The sequence below is a fragment of the Microcoleus pseudofavosus SVA1_A4 genome (assembly GCF_036700565.1).
In the GTDB taxonomy this organism is placed as follows: domain Bacteria; phylum Cyanobacteriota; class Cyanobacteriia; order Cyanobacteriales; family Microcoleaceae; genus Microcoleus.
In genome coordinates, this window is the sequence record NZ_JAUBPE010000007.1 from 95,449 (window position 1) to 111,984 (window position 16,536).

Sequence of the window (16,536 nt, forward strand, 5' to 3'; positions counted from 1 at the left end):
CGTATGGGGGCGCTTATTCCCGGCTTATACGAAAAATTTTGGCCAGAGGAACGATTCGTATACGAAGAAACCGGGTTTCTGATGTCGCAAGTGCGAGCGCGAACTTTCATCACAAGTAATTGGCCGTTAGTTAAAAACTAACGACCAATTATTTTGAGGAATTATCCCAAAAAACCGGGTTTTTACCAAAAAGCTATGAATAAACCGGTTTTCTTCGGTCAGCGCGAGTAAGTCAATTATTTTTTTTTGAGGCGATCGCCCCTGAGTATAAATGCTGCGGCTGTGGTTGAATCAGGCTAGTTCCCCCCCTTCGTCGCTGCCGCCCGGAGATGATTTGTAGAGAGCATCTAATTGTTCGCGAGCGTCTTGGACAGTCAGCGAACGCATCACTAACAGCGGCTCATTGACAATGTTTCCGTATTCGTCTAAAAGTTCTGGATGGGGTACCGCTTGAGAGCGAGGATAGGATGCGTAGCGATTATTTGCCCTGAATTGTTGGGGGCGCTGGGACTCCATACCTACGGTGACTAGACTGCGGATTAAGTTACCGACTGCCAGAAAGGCAAGAACGGTAAAAGCTAAAATATAAAGCAGGTGCAACATTATTTTCTCCTCCGGGCTAAACAGCCACACAGCAATTTACAAAAGTGTTTCAGCAAGTAATAACTTATTAACTGGAAATCTGTTTTACATTGTCAAGTCAGCCGCGACATTTCCCAAGGTTTGGGATGTGACTGCAAGTTTAACTTGAACTGGCTTCTTTATTTTCCAGGGGGAGCCGACTGCAACGATCGAAAGCGCGCCGATACTTGCCAGCATTCGGCGAGCAGTCTGTGCCACGGCATCAGTGCTGCGGTTTCAATTGCAACTTGACCTCCGGTTGCTTGAAATAGAGCTTTAGCCGCGCCTACTTCTTGCTGAGCCTGTTTGACTCGCGCCAGCAAGTCGGATTGATCTTCGCCGCTCAGAAAGGGAATTTCCTCAGTTTCTAAGAGTTTTGCCGATCGGTTCAACCAGTAATTGAAATCCTCTAACAGCGGTTCCAGTAACGCTTTGAGCAATTCTGATTCCGGCAATTTGGAATTAAGCATGGATTAAAACTGGGTTATTTATCTATTCTAATCTTAGATGCTCTTTACAATTTGTAACATTATTATAACAAAAATTCCAGGATTTAACAACAATTACCAGGTGGGTGTGAATAAATTTAACAGTGTCAGCAGCGATTTGTGAGTCGCAATCCCAAAATTCTGCTAAATATGCGCTCAGACTCGCTAGCGACAGCTCATAGCAGAAGGAAGTTCGGCAACGGATTCGCTTTCTTGGGATGTAACGGATGTAACGCATGGAAGGAAGAAGGAAGAAAAAAACTATGCCCAATGCCCAATGCTTAATGCCCAATGCCCAGAATCACTAATTTCCAGGAGTGTCCCCCAGCCGGAAGTCGGCGGTTGCTGTCCCAATCTGAGTAAGATAGAAGCAACTGCAACTAAATTAATTGCTAATTCAGCCGATGTCTAGCTCAGAATCCCTTTCCGCTCCAGAACAGTCCGCTAAAATTGAGTTGCCCCGCACGAGTGAGTCGGAGGCACTAAAAAAAATTCGCCACACCACCTCCCACGTTATGGCGATGGCGGTGCAGAAGTTATTTCCCAAGGCGCAAGTGACAATTGGCCCTTGGATTGAAAACGGTTTCTATTATGACTTTGACACTCCCGAACCTTTTACGGAACAGGATTTAAAAGCCATTAAAAAAGAGATGATCAAAATCATCAACCGCAAATTGCCTGTCACTCGCGAAGAAGTCAGCCGGGAGGAAGCGGAACGCAGAATTAAGGAGATTAACGAACCTTACAAATTAGAAATTTTAGAAGGTTTGATCGAACCGATTACTCTTTACCATTTGGGCGAGGAATGGTGGGATTTGTGCGCGGGGCCTCACTTGGATAATACCAGTGAGTTGAATCCAAAGGCGATCGAACTCGAAAGCCTAGCAGGCGCATATTGGCGCGGCGACGAAACCAAAGCTCAGCTACAGCGCATTTACGGCACTGCTTGGGAAACCCCCGAACAGCTAGCAGCATACAAACACCGCAAAGAAGAAGCCTTAAGGCGGGATCACCGCAAATTAGGTAAAGAATTAGGCTTGTTTATCTTTGCTGATGCGGTGGGGCCGGGTTTGCCTTTGTGGACGCCGAAAGGCACTGTTTTGAGAAGTATTTTAGAAGATTTCTTGAAACAAGAACAAATCAAGCGCGGCTATTTGCAAGTTGTGACTCCCCACATCGCCAGAGTCGATTTGTTCAAAATCTCTGGACACTGGCAGAAATACAAAGAAGATATGTTTCCGCTGATGGCAGAAGATGCAGAAGCGGCAGCAAACGAACAGGGTTTTGTGATGAAACCCATGAATTGCCCTTTCCACATTCAAATTTACAAAAGCGAACTGCGTTCCTATCGCGAACTGCCGATGCGCTTAGCGGAATTCGGCACAGTTTACCGCTACGAACAATCGGGAGAATTGGGCGGTTTAACGCGGGTGCGCGGCTTTACGGTGGATGATTCCCATTTGTTTGTCACGCCGGAACAGTTGGATCAGGAATTTTTGAACGTGGTGGATTTGATTCTGTCAGTCTTCAAGAGTCTGCAACTGAAAAACTTTAAGGCGCGTTTGAGTTTCCGCGATCCGAACAATTTAGATAAATATATCGGTTCCGATGAAGCTTGGGAAAAGGCTCAAGGTGCAATCCGCCGCGCGGTGGAAACTTTGGGAATGAATTATTTTGAGGGAATTGGGGAGGCGGCTTTTTACGGGCCGAAACTCGATTTTATTTTCCAAGATGTCTTGGATAGAGAATGGCAATTAGGAACTGTTCAGGTAGATTACAATTTGCCAGAACGTTTTGATTTGGAATACGTCGCTGAAGACGGCACTCGCAAGCGTCCGGTGATGATTCACCGCGCTCCTTTCGGTTCTTTGGAACGCTTGATCGGGATTTTGATCGAGCAGTATGCGGGCGATTTTCCGCTGTGGTTGGCGCCGATTCAGGTGCGATTGTTGCCTGTCAGCGCCGAGTTTTTGCCGTTTGCGAAGGAAGTGGCGGCTAAGATGAAAGCGCTAAATATTCGCGCAGAAGCTGATGAGAATAGCGAGCGTTTGGGCAAGTTGATTCGCAATGCTGAGAAGGATAAAATTCCGGTGATGGGTGTTGTGGGTGCGAAGGAGGTTGAGGCGAATAGTTTGAATATTCGGACTCGGGCTTCTGGGGAGTTGGGGGCGATTTCGGTTGATGAAGTGATTGGGAGGTTGCAGGCTGCTATTAGTAGTTATGGTGATTTTTAGGGGAGTTTTTTAACCGCAGATGCACGGGGATTAACGCAGATGATAGTTTGATATTGTCTGCGTTTTTCTAATCTGTTTGCTAAAATGATAGTAATCAACGGGAGGTACGATTATGCCTAATCCATTTCCGGGGATGAATCCCTATTTAGAAAGTCCTGACTTTTGGCGGGCGGTTCACAATCGGTTGATAGTAGCGATCGCAGATTTTTTGACTCCGCAACTGCTGCCTAAGTATTTAGTGGACATCGAACAAAGAATTTATCAAATCAGCGGGGAAGATGCTTTATTGGTCGGTATTCCCGATGTGGCCGTGCAACGATCGCCAATTCCAGCAACTTCTAGCACTGGAAATGTTGCTGTCATGTCGCCGCCTGTGACTGCTTTGAGAGTGAGAGTGCCTACAACGGTGGAAGTTAGAGAAAGTTATTTGCAGGTAATAGAACAGGAAACTAAGAAAGTAGTTACAGTAATAGAAGTGCTTTCGCCGACGAACAAGCGCGGCAAAGGGCGGGAGATGTATGAGGAAAAACGGTATAAGGTGTTCGGAAGTCGATCGCACTTAGTGGAAATTGACTTGCTGCGAAGTTACCAACCTTTGCCTGTTTTTGGGAATGATATTGAGGGAAGTTATCGGATTTTGGTGAGTCGGGGAGATTGTCGCCCCGTCGCTGATTTGTATTTGTTTAATCTACCGGATGCAATTCCGGCTTTTCCTTTGCCTTTGCGCGGAGGCGATGTGGAACCAATTGTAGATTTACAAGCGTTATTAAATGGGGTTTACGATCGCGCCGCCTATGATTTTAGAATAGATTACACCGCCGCAGCCGTTCCCGCGCTGTCGGAAACCGATGCTGCTTGGGCAGATGCTTTGTTGGAGGAGAGGGGATTGAAAGGGCGATCGCAAATCACAACTGATAGTTAAGCGCCTAACCGCTTTTTCAAAGCATCCAAAAAATGAACAGACCAATATTCAAGAAATCTGCTTTTCAGGTGTTTGATGAATTTATCCCAAGGATTGAGGTCAACAATATAATTGCCGATTTTGATACCAACTGGCTCTAAATGTTTCCCTTCTATTTCCTTGCTCAACAAAGGCAATTTTCTATTACTTAGCTGTTCTATGAGCCAAAGTACATCGCTGTTTTTTTGTATTTCTGGACTTTTGTTGATATCATTGGTAGAACCAGCAATATCATCTCGATCGAAAGAAATTATTGCCGTCAAATTAAACAGAGAACTATTAGCAATAAAGCATTGAGTTTGTTCTCTGGTTGGTAGCACTCCTAAGCGGAATTTGTCTAAGAATTGTGCTAGCGATCGCACTGGAATAGCGCTCTCTGTATTGCTGATATCAGGAGCAATTAATAAGGAGGGCTGGTCTTTAATTGAAGGTCGGTCGATGCCCAGATTTTCGATTAAGCTTTGAATCTGTTCGCAGTCAGGGCGATCGCAGAATTGAGCCACAATATTTGGATACCGATCGTCGCTTAAAAATTCTAAAAGAGCAATATACTTGCATCCCAGACTGTGACCGACCCAAAAATAACTCGATAAATCCTGATAAATTTCGCTTTCATAGCCTAATCTTTGAGCAATTTCGGTCAGTTCGGTTCTCAGCATCTCCTGTTCTTTTAATAACCCAATAGCGATCGGCCAGTGACGAAAAGTAAATCTAAATGGCAAAGCAACTACGGTATAACCTTCTTCAAACAACTGCTGTAAAAAATATCGATAAAACAAAGTTGGCAAACTGCCAAAAAAAGTTCCACCAATAAATTGCACAACACCTTTTGGCTGCGGATGAATAGCTACCCAACTAAAAGAAACGGGCTGAAATTTAAATGAGTTCGACATTGGAAAAACCTCACTGAGTGTAAAAATTGGTAGAATTAAACGTAAGGTGGGCATTGCCCACCCTACAGTTACTTACCCTTTAACCGTTCTAGCTGCGAGACATTCTGACAGGAATATCGAATTTGTCCATCACTGTATTTAGCTCTTTCAAATTGACATCGTTGGCATCGAGTTGGGCTAGCAGTTGCACTAGCATTTGAGCTTTTTCTGAATTGTCTGCTTCCAAACTAGGCAAGTCCAAAGTACCGTTGCGTAACTCTTCCAAAATCGGCGCAACAATTGGCAGATCGATAATAATTTGTTGGCCTGGTTCAGGAGGAATCTCATTCAAGGCTTTTCCGCTGGCGATCGCTAAAGTGTAACTAATTTGATCGAAGTCAGGTGAATTCCGAGTTACTGATGGGAAATCATTGGGCAAGAAAGTACCCCGAATTTCGGGATTTAATAACACCTTGACTGGTTTGTCGCTTTGGGGTACAGGAATCGGAAAGCTTCGGCGCGGCGGCAAAAACAGGGAGACATATCCGCGTACTTCTAACAAACCTGGGTTGAGACTTGCTGGCAGAATTGGCAACAATTCAACAGATGCAGTTTTGTGAGCGGGTATTTTGAAAAATCCGCGATATACCTTCGGTTTCCCCGGCTGCTGAGTCAGAATTACAGGGGTGTTATTGCCTTCAACGTCAATAATTAACGCAGCGTTGCCGAGCAAGATTTTATTAGCATCTGCCGGCACGGGCAAGCTGACGGTAAACTCAATCCGATATCGCAAGTCGATCGCTTCGAGATTGGAGATGGTGAGAAAGTATCCCTGAACGACTCGGCGAGCAACTGAGGCGAGTTCTGGAGCACTAGGAATCACAGGTGCGATCGGCTTTGTGAGGATTTCAAAGGTGGAAATTTCCATGTTTTTGTCAGAGTAATTTAAGTGTTTGGTCTGGTATTTGCCAGGAAAATTTTGTTTCTGTTTTTCCGTGGCTATATCTATGAATAACTGCCCGTCGCGATTGGTTAACAGTCGCTTTTTCTGGTGACACTCGTTTGAGTTAACTCAAATGAGTGTCGCTCGATCGTGCGACTTGACAATTTAAAAATTTTTGTTAAACGGCTGATGAAGACCGATCGGGAATTTAATTTATCCTTGTGTATCCGGGGATGAAGATAAAATATCCAATTGATAATCAGCCCGATCGCACATTAATCTGTTGGTATAATCCCCGTTAAACAGGGTGGCGGCGATCGAAAAGCTAAAAAATCCTACACAAAACGTTACATATTTGTTAACATCGGGGCGAGCCTGTCCTCAGCAGCCCCTCTGTTAACCTTCTAAACTAACCGTTATGAGTCAACCTCCCTCAGCAATTCCCGCCTCCGAAGAGTCCGCCGCCGAAACCCCGACAGCGCCGACAAACAATGCACCTCCACCGAGTTATGTCAAGCTGGCGATGCGGAACATGGTTCGCAAGCGGGCGACTTCTTTGTTTCACTTTGCCTTGACTGCGGCGGGACTTTTAGGCGTACTCGTCGGTTTGGCTTTTCTCGATCGCTATTTCAATTCTTAATCGGGGATTCCAACAATCAGCCTCTAATTTCCGCTGATGTTTTTGATCTTTCTTAATCGGGAGTTAAGGTGATGGTGTTCCCGGGCTGTTGCAATCTCTAACAGATTGCTGTATCTTTCCAGCAACAGCAAAATCCCGTGCCGCTCGATCGCACAATTTGAGATTGTAAAAAAATTGAATATATTGCTTGACACCAGATGCTGAAAATGTTAATCGAGGTAAACGTCGAAGACTGTTACGGGCTCGCCCAACCGTCTGCCGACGCTTCCAACCTCCCTGAAAGTGCCGCCAGCGGGGAGATTTGGGCCGAAACCTGGGAAAATTGGTTTAGCGTTTGGCTGGAAAACCAGGCGGCGGATGTGCCAGTGGCCCCGGGCTACGAAGTCAGTCTGCGTTTAACCGCCGATCCCGAGATGCAAGCCCTCAACCTCCAGTACCGCCAGCTCGATCGACCGACCGATGTACTAGCTTTCGCAGCTTTAGAGGTAGACTGTCCTCAGCTAGAGGAAATGCAGTCATCTGAACCTTTATACTTGGGTGATATCGTGATCTCGATCGATACAGCTAACAGACAAGCCCAGCAGCAAGGACATCCCCTGAAGACCGAACTAGCTTGGCTGGCAGCCCACGGTTTTCTGCATCTTTTGGGGTGGGATCACCCGGATGAAGAGAGTCTGACTCAAATGCTCGATCGACAAGAAACATTGCTGCGGGCGATCGGCATTGCGATCCAAACAGCATAACTGAAGTTGATGGTTACTTAACAAATCATGTCAAGCTCAACAGAACTTTCTGAAATTAAACCAAAACTTTAGTAAAAACTTAGGAAAGTTATCTAGACTTGATTAAGTCAATTTAAAAAGTCTAGCTTTCATTCATCTCTGTAACTTAAAGTTGGTTATTTATGACACTAGATAAACCGTCAATTTCATCAAAAATCGCACAGTTTCTGCCCATGCCTCCAGACTCTTCTAGCCAGACAGTCCACGAGTCTAAAAAAGCCTTGAAATACAACCGAGAGCTGTCGTGGAAAATCGCATCTAGCTTAGCTACGAGTTTTAGATACGCTTGGGGGGGGCTGACTTATGCTTTTGAAACTCAGCGCAATTTTCGGATTCACACAGTTATAGGAACATTGGCGATCGGACTCGGCCTATTTTTGCAACTGAAACCTGTAGAAATGTCTGTGATCGGCGTCACCATTGGCATAGTTTTAGCAATGGAACTTTTGAATACGGCGATCGAATCGGTGGTAGACTTGACCGTCGGGCAATCTTACCACGAACTCGCCAGAATTGCCAAAGACTGCGCTGCCGGAGCAGTTCTGGTATCGGCAATGGCCGCGGCAATTGTTGCTGCTGCACTTTTGCTTCCTCCCTTGTGGGCAGTCGTTCAAATTGCGATCGCCCGTCAGTAACTTATTGGATCCAGAAAATTTTAGGTTTTAGATGACCAATTTGAGGTTTTTAGTTTTATTCGTACATATTGCAGCTATTTTTATATTCGGCATCTATCTAAAATCTTCAAACCCTTGCTTTCAGGCAGCGAGTCAATCTAAAATCTAAAATCTAAAACCTAAAATCCAACTTAACCCGTGATTATAGTCATCGATAACTACGACAGCTTTACATACAATTTGGTACAGTATCTAGGAGAACTCGGTGCCCAGTTGCCCGTAGCAAGCGAAGTGCAAGTCTACCGCAACGACCAAATTTCCTTAGCAGAAATTCGCCGATTGCAGCCGGCAGCAGTGGTGATTTCTCCAGGCCCGGGGCGGCCGGAAGATGCGGGAATTTCTCTGGAATTAATCAAAGAATTGGGGCCGACTCTGCCAATTTTAGGCGTGTGTCTCGGACATCAAAGTATCGGTCAAGTATTCGGCGGCAAAATTGTTTCTGCACCCGTTTTGATGCACGGCAAAACTTCTCAGGTAGAACACGCAGGAGTCGGAGTTTTTGTCGGAGTGGAATCGCCGATGATTGCAACTCGCTATCACAGTTTAGTAATTGAAAAGCAAAGCTGTCCAGAAGTTTTGGAAATTACGGCTTGGGTTGAAGACGGAACTATTATGGGCGTGCGGCATCGGGAATATCCGCACATTGAAGGCGTACAGTTTCACCCGGAAAGTATTTTGACGACTTCGGGAAAGCAATTATTGCGAAATTTCTTGGAACGGCTTTAGAGCTTTTTTGGATTGCGTAAAAAGTGCGATCGGATATAACGATCGATAAACGGGCAACGAACGGAGGACATGGCAATGCCGTGCTCCTATCCCAAAACATTGAGGAGGACACGGCAATGCCGTGTCCCTAACCCAAAACATCACCCGACTAATTGTAGGGAAACGGCACTGCCGTGTCCTGATTTCGGGTAACTTGTCAGGGCGATCTGATTCTGAAAGATTCAACAAATTGAATATATAGTTTTTTCATGGATTTGTGGTATAACAACAAACGACCAACACCCGACAACCGCAACCACAAGATGAAACGGCGACAATTAATACGTTACGCACAGACGGGTTTGCTAGCAGCTTTAGCAACTGGTTTACCATCTGGATGGGAAAGCTATCAAGCTCAAACTGCTGATTCTTTGTCGGTTCAGTGGTTGGGCCACACTTGCTTCTTGTTCGCCGGAGGCGGTGCGAGGGTGCTGGTGAATCCTTTTCGCCCCCTGGGCTGTACCGCAGGCTATCGCTCTCCTAAAGTGCCAACAGATTTGATTCTGATTAGCAGCCGGTTGCTCGATGAAGGGGCGATCGACGGATTTGCGGGCAATCCGGGTCTTTTGTACGAACCGGGGGCTTACAGGTCTAACGGGCTGCGGATTCAAGGGATTCGGACGCAAAAAGACCGTGAGGGAGGAAGACGGTTTGGGGTCAACGTGGCTTGGCTGTGGCAGCAAGCGGGCGTTAAGATTTTACACTTGGGCGGAGTTGCTGGCCCGATCGGCATTGAAGAACAAATCTTGATCGGGCGGCCGGATGTAGTGCTGATTCCCGTCGGCGGAGGGCCGAAAGCTTACACTCCGGCGGAAGCGAAGCAAACTTTGCAACTTCTCAAACCGAAGATGGTGATTCCCACACATTTCAAAACCCAAGCCGCCGATGCTGCTGCGTGCGATTTGGTGCCGCTAGATGAATTCTTGGCGCTGATGGATGGTACGCCGGTGCGCCGATTGAATAATGACACGATTTCGATAAAATCTGCTGACTTACCCCAAACTGGTTCGGTGATTGAGGTTTTGAGTTACAGATTTAGCGGTTGAAGCTCTTTTCCCCTCAGCTTGCGTTATAGTGGGGGAGTTTTGGTCGATCGGGAATGCCAGAGATTTTTCTCTCTACCTTAGCCTCTTCAAACCATACCTTTTGTAGAGATTTGGCTAACAGAAGAATTCATGTTCACTGTTTTACGTAGTAATAAGGAAATGCCAGCGCAATGAAAAATCAAAATGTACCTAACTGGATGAAACAACTCGCAGGTTTCGCAGGAGTAATCGGCGCTAGCGCGCTAATCGGTTTCCCAGCTTGGGCTCACATCAACTCCAACACGAATGTTGCTAATGCAACTCAAACTCAACAAGCTCCAGGAAGCGTAAAAACTGCTGCTTCGCCCGCACCAATGGCTCAAGCGAAGGATATTGTCGCTATTGCATCTGGCGACGCTCAATTCAAGACTCTGACAAAGGCTTTGACAGCCGCAGGTTTGGTTACAACTTTACAAGGAAAAGGCCCTTTCACTGTTTTCGCACCGACAGACGCGGCATTTGCTGCTTTGCCAAAAGGCACTTTGGATGACTTGCTGAAACCGGCCAACAAAGCCAAACTTACTAAGATTTTAACTTACCACGTTGTTCCTGGTTCAGTTTTATCTACTAGCCTGAAATCCGGCGATGTTAAAAGTGTTGAAGGCACCTCGCTGAAAGTAGTAGTTAGCGCAGGCAAAGTTACCGTCAGCGGCGCTAATGTTGTGAAAGCTGATATCAAAGCTAGCAACGGCGTTGTTCACGTAATTGACAAGGTTTTGATCCCCGCTGATGCGAAGTAAGACTAGCGGTTTTTGCATCTACAGCAATTAACTGATATCGAGTAAAATACAGGTATTTTGTAGGGACACAACATTGTTGTGTCCTTATTTTTATGGCACACAATGAACGCATTACCCCGGAAACGGCACTGCCGTTTCCCTACAGCAATTAAATGATATCGGGTGAAATACAGATATTTTGTAGGGACACAACAATGTTGTGTCCTTATTTTTAGGGCAGGCAATTCTGAATTGGTATAGATAAAGTTTTAGCTAGCTGCTGACACTGGCAAAAATCGCTGCCAACCCTTACCCCGATAGCCAAAATCGAAGATTTCGGGATGGAGAATTTCTGCTAAAATTTCTAAGGAATCAACTAATCTCGGCCCCGGCCTGTTAAAGTAAGCATTGCCGTCAGTTATATAAACTTTACCCGTTTTTACTGCTTGCAAATTTTGCCATTCTGCGTGTTTAGTTATCTCGATTGCTTCGCTGCGAGTGCGGTTTAAATCAAAGCCGCAAGGCATGAAAATAATTACATCGGGATTAGCTTCTACCAGCGATTCCCATTTTAACCAAGGGGAATGTTCGCCTATAACCCCAAACAGCGAATTTCCTCCCGCCATTCCAACTAATTCGGGAATCCAATTTCCCGCAGCCATCAAAGGTTCAATCCATTCGATGCAGGCTACTGCGGGTTTAACGGTTAATGTTTGGGTTTTTAAGATAATAGCATCGATGCGGGATTGCAAAAGTGCGATCGTACTTTTGCCATTTACGCCCAAAGCAGCAGCAACTCGCCCAATATCCGTCCAGATTTCTGCAAGCAAATTGGGCTGCAAAGAAATAATTTCCGGCTTGCTATTTACCAGCGTGCTTACTGCTTGTTCAACCTCTGCTAGAGAACAAGCGCAGACTTCACATTGAGCTTGAGTAATAATGTGAGTTGGCTGCAATTTTTCCAAAGTATCTATTTCTACTTTATAGACACTCAGCGCATTTTGCAACAATTCTGTCACGCGGTTGTGAATTTCGCTGCTAGTTCCTTCGGGATTGAATTTAGGCTGAGTGCAAACAGGTAAATTTTGGATTTCTGGGGGATAATCGCATTCGTGAGAACGGCCCACAATGGCATCGGTTAATCCTAAAACTGCTACAATTTCGGTGGCACTGGGAATTAGGGAGATTATTCTTGGTTGGTTCATTAGTTTTTACAGATTTCTAAGCACAGGCGGGACGCCCGTGCCACAATTAAAGGGATTGTTAAATTTTCAACTTTTTCAAGTATTGCAAATCTTGCCATGCTTGGATGAGATTACCTTGCATCAGTGCCGCTACACCGTTTAAAACTCTAATTTCCGGTAGGTTGGGGTTGATATCCAGAGCTGGTTTTAAGGCAGTTTGAGCGGCTTTCGGATGCCAGCCGTACAGGTGTACGAACGCGAGATAGGCGTAAGCGTAAGGGTTTTTTGAGTCGAGTTGAGTGACTTTTTCTAAGGCGGCGATCGAACTTTTGACATTCTGCTGCAATACCCGAGAAAATGCCAAAGCATAAGCCCATTCTAGATTATTGGGTTCCTGCTTCAGCCGATATTCTAACGCTTGTTCCGCTTGAACGGTATAATCTTGAATTGGATCGTACTGATTGATGCGTCCAATCTGCTCGAACACGGGTTCTAAACCGGGCAATCCTTGCGGTAAATTAGCCGCCATCGCCCGCAATTGAGTCACCAAATCTAACTCAGGCTTATCCTCGTTACCAGCAAGAGCCTGAGAACGCATATCCAGAGGCTCTGCCTCGATTTTAACACTAACTGCCGGCACATTAATCGGATAAGTTTCGCCGGTTTTCCGATTTAGATAAGTAGCTTGCAGATTGTAACTTCCCGGTGCAATATTAGCAGGAGGAAGCATCGCCGTGCGATCGACAATTTGAAAGCCCACAGCAAATTTATCGGCTTCCAAAATCCCCGGATGCAAAGTCGCCTGGGCGATCGCGCGATCGTGTAAAATCCTGAAAGTCTGTCCCGGTGGAATATCGCCAGACTGCTGATTTTGCCACGTTACCAACACTAAACCAGACTGCAACTGCTGCCAAGGTCCAGACCAAGTATAAGTTACCGGCAGCGCAACTCCGGGAACTGAAAAAGCCGCAACAGTAACTCGATCTAATTGTACTTGCGATCGCGCTTCATTCAACGGCTGTACTTCCACAGGCTGCAACCGCTTGTGATAAAGATTCAAATTAGTATTGTCAGGCAAAATCCAAGTTTTTTGTAACAGGAACTTCTCGCCTTTTTCAATCGTCGCCACCGCTGCATTTTGAGCTTGTTTAATCCGTTCGCGAATCGAACCTTGCGGCCCAGTTTTAGTTACGAACCAAGAGAGCGATCGCACATCTTGCGGCACTTCTTTTAAATTCGTTCCCACCTGCCGCCCGTAAACCTGAAAATTCGCCAAAGCACCGTAATAATTCAAATTGTGCTGGTTAATTTCCGCAGTCGAAGGTAACACGCCTAAAGTCGATTGCAAATAGGGTTCCGTATCAATAATTTCTGCAATTACCTCTCGGTGCGGCCACTCTTTCCCCAAGTAAGGATAACTGGAATTGCCGGGACTAATAGTTTGAACTAAGTTATGTCCTAGAGAACCTCCCAAAGGCCACATATGCAACAGCATCGCCAGAATTGCCAAGCCAATTGTACCCCAGCGAATTTGTGACCCCCACTTGCGAGGCCACAGCGTTAAACCATATGCTAAAAAGATTGCTAAAACAGGTAAATAAGGTAAAACATATCGGTCGTCTTTGTTGATATTTAGCGAGTTAATTAAATAAGACCCAACCCAAAAAACAGCCAGCCACCGACAGGAGTTAATGTGAAAGATTGACGGAGACTCGCGGCGGCGACGCCAATAAAGTATCAATCCGACTGAGGGAATAAGTAAGAGAGGCCAAGAAACGTGTTCTGGTAAATGCTGAGCGTAGTAAATCCAAGCGCCGATCGTATTCAGGCTTGGATCTCCTTCGGCGATCGCAGAATCGAAAGTAGCCCGTTTTCCCCCAGTCAAAATTAACAGCCAATTGGTTTTTGCCCACGGGCCAAACACCGCCGCCGACAGCAACAAAGCACCTGCTAATTGAGCTAATCTTCCCCAAGCTTTTTGCCGCACAGCACCAACAGCCAACCACACAATCGGGGTAAACAGAAATAATACAGTAGTGTGTTTGACTAAAATTGATAAACCGAGAGAAATTCCAAAGGCGATCGCCCAAAAGAAAGATAACGGCGAGAGGGGGGGAGTGGAAGAGAATTTATACTTTTTCTGTGTTCGTTCTTCCAACGGGGTTCTATCAGTTACATCCGTTATAAAATCCGTTGCCGAACTTTCTGCTTCCTGCTTCCACATTGTCAAACAATAAAAACAAAAAGTAATCGCAGCAGTTAGGGGAAAGTCGAGCAAAAATTGCAAGCGGAAGCGATAAAGTCCCGGCAACAAAACGCAAATAGCAGCGCCCCACAAACCGACTTGCCGGTTAAATAATTGGACGCCCAGACTGTAGACTGAGGCGAGCAGAATTGCACTAAATAATAAATGAACGAGGGTTGCCCGATCGCCCTCAGCACCAAACACCTGAAGAAACGGAACCGTTAAGATGTACGCCAAGGGCGGAATTTTCGTCGAAAGCAGCCAGAAGTTCGTCCACCACTCCCCGGAAAACCACTGAGGATGCTGCAACGCCTGCAAGTAATTCAGGGTACTCGTGAGGTATTCTGCCTGATCCCAGGCGGGGATAGATCGATCGAAGGCAAACCAGAGGCGATCGCTAATTGCCCCCAACAGCCAAATTATCCCTAGGACAAGCAGACTCTTGCCCCCATTGCCCCGATGTAGCTGTGCCATTGCGATTTTGGGTTTTAAGCGTGCAGCTTTTAGCTTACAGGCGGGGGGTTGTCGCGCGAACTAAAAATTATTTTACAAAAGTGCTTGCTAAATTCAGCATATGTCTGCTAAGCTGGTTAAGCGTAAAAAAACAAGCCGAGATAGCTCAGTTGGTAGAGCAGTGGACTGAAAATCCACGTGTCCGGAGTTCAAGTCTCCGTCTTGGCATCGCAAAGCCCTCACAAAGTTGAGGGCTTTTTATTTGGGAAACTTGAACTATGCAATCAATTATCGAACTCGATTTGCCTGAAAGTTTAGCTGAGGAGATTGATGAATCTGTTCGACCTGAATATTTGAAGCTGTGGAGAAGTGTTCAACCCCGCCGAGAATAGTTTTTTCGGGATAGCGCCTTATTTTTGAGTGAGGTACGACGCTAATTCTGGAATTTCACCGGCGCGCAGCCACTCGGCTTCCCCGCGCCGCACTTTGGTTCGGGCTGTAATTTCCTGAATCTCCCACAATTGCAATTTAGTATAGGGCCCTTTGGCTTCACCGCTGCGAAACACATACCATTCGGGAATTTCAGGAGTTGGGCGCGCCCCGCGCCTCACAGGCTTCATCCGATTCATTCCGCTTGCGGCTTTGAGCTGATTTAGCTCTTGTTCTACCGGATTCGGAGGCGGTGAGTTAGAATTGGGCGATCGCTTTTTCTTAGCTGAACTCTGACTTTTCTTAGCCTTGCCCTTATCGGTGGCAATTTCTACTTCGCGAGGCCACCCCCAGAAATGCCACAGCGCCATCCAAGCTAGCACCGCAACCAATCCTAAAGTCTCTTCTGGCGTTTGTGTCAACTCCGACGAATCTCCAAACAGCACATAACCGAAAAAAGCGAGGATGAGCGATATGAAATTTAGGTAAATTAGGTTGGTAGCGTCGTTAGCTGCTAAGTGCCAACTGGTTGTGTGCCGAGCAAAAGATTGGCTAGTTGCTGTTTTGTTGTGTTTCCAAGCTTTTCGAGCTTGGAGGTTACTGTAACCAGGAGAGTCGGCGGGCCACCACATCGCTGCCCAATTAACTAAATGCGCTGACCAATACTGCAAAGCTGCATATCCCACTATTCCGCTCAGCAGTACGCACACAACTAAGAAAAAAGTTGTTAATGGTAATAGCTGTGTCGGTAGGATTTTTGCCGTCGCAATAGTTAGCAGAAAAAACGGAGTACCAGTTACTACTGGAACTAACAAAAGTTCAAATATCTTTAGAAGGTCTGCATAGAAAATCCATAAGAATTTAAGAATAATTTTAAGCTGCTTTGCAAAGCGGAAGTGATACAGGTAAGCAGATGCGATCGCACTTCCTAGAATTAAAGCAACGAGCGCGCCCGAAGAGCTGTTCACCGGCAGCATAAAAATTGCGATCGCCGGAATTCCCATCATGATTGCTGCTGGCAGCGTGAGAAATGCAATAACGCCTTCCCTCCAGTGCTGCCAAGCCGATACAGTCGGCGGTTGCTGATTGTGTCGGCGAATTTCCACCCACTCGGCAACCTTCGTTACTCCCCAGTGATAGAAAGCAAATAACAAGATTTGGCACAACCAAGCAAATGTTATTACGGCTTGAAAGTCAGAGCTCCTGATGGTGTACCAGTACCTCCTGCTAAATCCGTAGGAATAATAGTAAGCACTGGGCCACAGTAGAGAAACAATCAGCCAAAAGCTAATGCTTAAGGCAAACCCTCTGGCGCACGATGTAGGATCGGGGAGGAATTTCGGCCAATTATTCATGATTGGGATAATTTGACGGGATATCAATATTGTCCCATTGCGCCGATCTTTTAAATTAAATGTCAGCCTTCCTCAAAAAATCATTT

At 46.0% G+C, this 16,536-nt stretch carries 16 protein-coding genes and 1 tRNA gene; 10 read left to right on the top strand and 7 right to left on the bottom strand.

The genetic code is table 11. The features are described 5' to 3' along the window. Nucleotides 1–291: 291 nt before the first annotated feature. Together QUA02_RS05155 and QUA02_RS05160 are read right to left on the bottom strand one after the other, a co-directional pair. Nucleotides 292–603, bottom strand: coding sequence for a DUF2973 domain-containing protein (locus QUA02_RS05155; RefSeq protein WP_333025812.1), 312 nt, complete (start codon nt 601–603; stop codon nt 292–294). A 158-nt stretch (nt 604–761) separates the two neighbouring features. After that, on the bottom strand, nt 762–1,091 hold the full coding sequence (locus tag QUA02_RS05160) for a DUF2605 domain-containing protein (protein WP_333025813.1): 330 nt from the start codon (nt 1,089–1,091) through the stop codon (nt 762–764). A gap of 295 nt (nt 1,092–1,386) precedes the next feature. Here QUA02_RS05160 and QUA02_RS05165 point away from each other — a divergent pair, with 295 nt between their 5' ends. The 3 genes from QUA02_RS05165 (at nt 1,387) to QUA02_RS05175 (ending at nt 4,265) form a co-directional block, all read left to right on the top strand. After that, nucleotides 1,387–1,521, top strand: a complete 135-nt coding sequence (locus tag QUA02_RS05165) for a hypothetical protein (RefSeq protein WP_333025814.1) — start codon at nt 1,387–1,389, stop codon at nt 1,519–1,521. Then, nucleotides 1,514–3,343, top strand: coding sequence for a threonine--tRNA ligase (gene thrS, locus QUA02_RS05170; RefSeq protein ID WP_333025816.1), 1,830 nt, complete (start codon nt 1,514–1,516; stop codon nt 3,341–3,343). The genes QUA02_RS05165 and thrS overlap by 8 nt, the downstream gene beginning before the upstream one ends. A 112-nt stretch (nt 3,344–3,455) precedes the next feature. Next, nucleotides 3,456–4,265, top strand: a complete 810-nt coding sequence (locus QUA02_RS05175) for a DUF4058 family protein (protein ID WP_333025818.1) — start codon at nt 3,456–3,458, stop codon at nt 4,263–4,265. Here the strand turns inward: QUA02_RS05175 and QUA02_RS05180 are convergent. Beyond that, nucleotides 4,262–5,197 carry a DUF1350 family protein gene (locus tag QUA02_RS05180; RefSeq protein ID WP_333025819.1) on the bottom strand — a complete coding sequence of 312 codons (936 nt, stop codon included), beginning with the start codon at nt 5,195–5,197 and terminating at the stop codon, nt 4,262–4,264. The two genes, QUA02_RS05175 and QUA02_RS05180, sit on opposite strands and share 4 nt — an antisense overlap. A gap of 88 nt (nt 5,198–5,285) precedes the next feature. After that, nucleotides 5,286–6,104: a hypothetical protein gene (locus tag QUA02_RS05185; RefSeq protein ID WP_333025820.1), complete on the bottom strand. Its 819-nt coding sequence runs from the start codon at nt 6,102–6,104 to the stop codon at nt 5,286–5,288. Nucleotides 6,105–6,537: 433 nt separating this feature from the next. On the opposite strand from QUA02_RS05185, the gene QUA02_RS05190 reads away from it, so the two are divergent. The 6 genes from QUA02_RS05190 (at nt 6,538) to QUA02_RS05215 (ending at nt 10,805) form a co-directional block, all read left to right on the top strand. Continuing rightward, nucleotides 6,538–6,759 carry a DUF3285 domain-containing protein gene (locus QUA02_RS05190; RefSeq protein WP_333025822.1) on the top strand — a complete coding sequence of 74 codons (222 nt, stop codon included), beginning with the start codon at nt 6,538–6,540 and terminating at the stop codon, nt 6,757–6,759. Nucleotides 6,760–6,965: 206 nt separating this feature from the next. Further along, on the top strand, nt 6,966–7,502 hold the full coding sequence (ybeY, locus tag QUA02_RS05195) for an rRNA maturation RNase YbeY (RefSeq protein WP_333025824.1): 537 nt from the start codon (nt 6,966–6,968) through the stop codon (nt 7,500–7,502). 161 nt (nt 7,503–7,663) lie between these two features. Next, complete coding sequence (locus QUA02_RS05200; RefSeq protein ID WP_333025826.1) at nt 7,664–8,176, top strand: diacylglycerol kinase family protein; 513 nt, start codon at nt 7,664–7,666, stop codon at nt 8,174–8,176. Between the two features lie 177 nt (nt 8,177–8,353). Beyond that, on the top strand, nt 8,354–8,941 hold the full coding sequence (locus tag QUA02_RS05205; protein WP_333025828.1) for an anthranilate synthase component II: 588 nt from the start codon (nt 8,354–8,356) through the stop codon (nt 8,939–8,941). 302 nt (nt 8,942–9,243) lie between these two features. Next, nucleotides 9,244–10,026: an MBL fold metallo-hydrolase gene (locus tag QUA02_RS05210; RefSeq protein WP_333025868.1), complete on the top strand. Its 783-nt coding sequence runs from the start codon at nt 9,244–9,246 to the stop codon at nt 10,024–10,026. A 170-nt stretch (nt 10,027–10,196) separates the two neighbouring features. Then, complete coding sequence (locus tag QUA02_RS05215; protein WP_333025829.1) at nt 10,197–10,805, top strand: fasciclin domain-containing protein; 609 nt, start codon at nt 10,197–10,199, stop codon at nt 10,803–10,805. Between the two features lie 248 nt (nt 10,806–11,053). On the opposite strand, the gene QUA02_RS05220 is transcribed toward QUA02_RS05215, so the two are convergent. Then, complete coding sequence (locus tag QUA02_RS05220) at nt 11,054–11,989, bottom strand: cobalamin-binding protein (protein WP_333025830.1); 936 nt, start codon at nt 11,987–11,989, stop codon at nt 11,054–11,056. A 58-nt stretch (nt 11,990–12,047) separates the two neighbouring features. Next, nucleotides 12,048–14,687 (bottom strand): glycosyltransferase family 39 protein, encoded by a 2,640-nt coding sequence (locus QUA02_RS05225; protein ID WP_333025831.1) that lies wholly within the window; start codon nt 14,685–14,687, stop codon nt 12,048–12,050. 134 nt (nt 14,688–14,821) lie between these two features. On the opposite strand from QUA02_RS05225, the gene QUA02_RS05230 reads away from it, so the two are divergent. Then, nucleotides 14,822–14,894 (top strand) — tRNA-Phe (locus QUA02_RS05230). A 182-nt stretch (nt 14,895–15,076) separates the two neighbouring features. On the opposite strand, the gene QUA02_RS05235 is transcribed toward QUA02_RS05230, so the two are convergent. After that, nucleotides 15,077–16,450, bottom strand: a complete 1,374-nt coding sequence (locus QUA02_RS05235) for a DUF4339 domain-containing protein (protein WP_333025833.1) — start codon at nt 16,448–16,450, stop codon at nt 15,077–15,079. Nucleotides 16,451–16,536 lie beyond the last annotated feature (86 nt).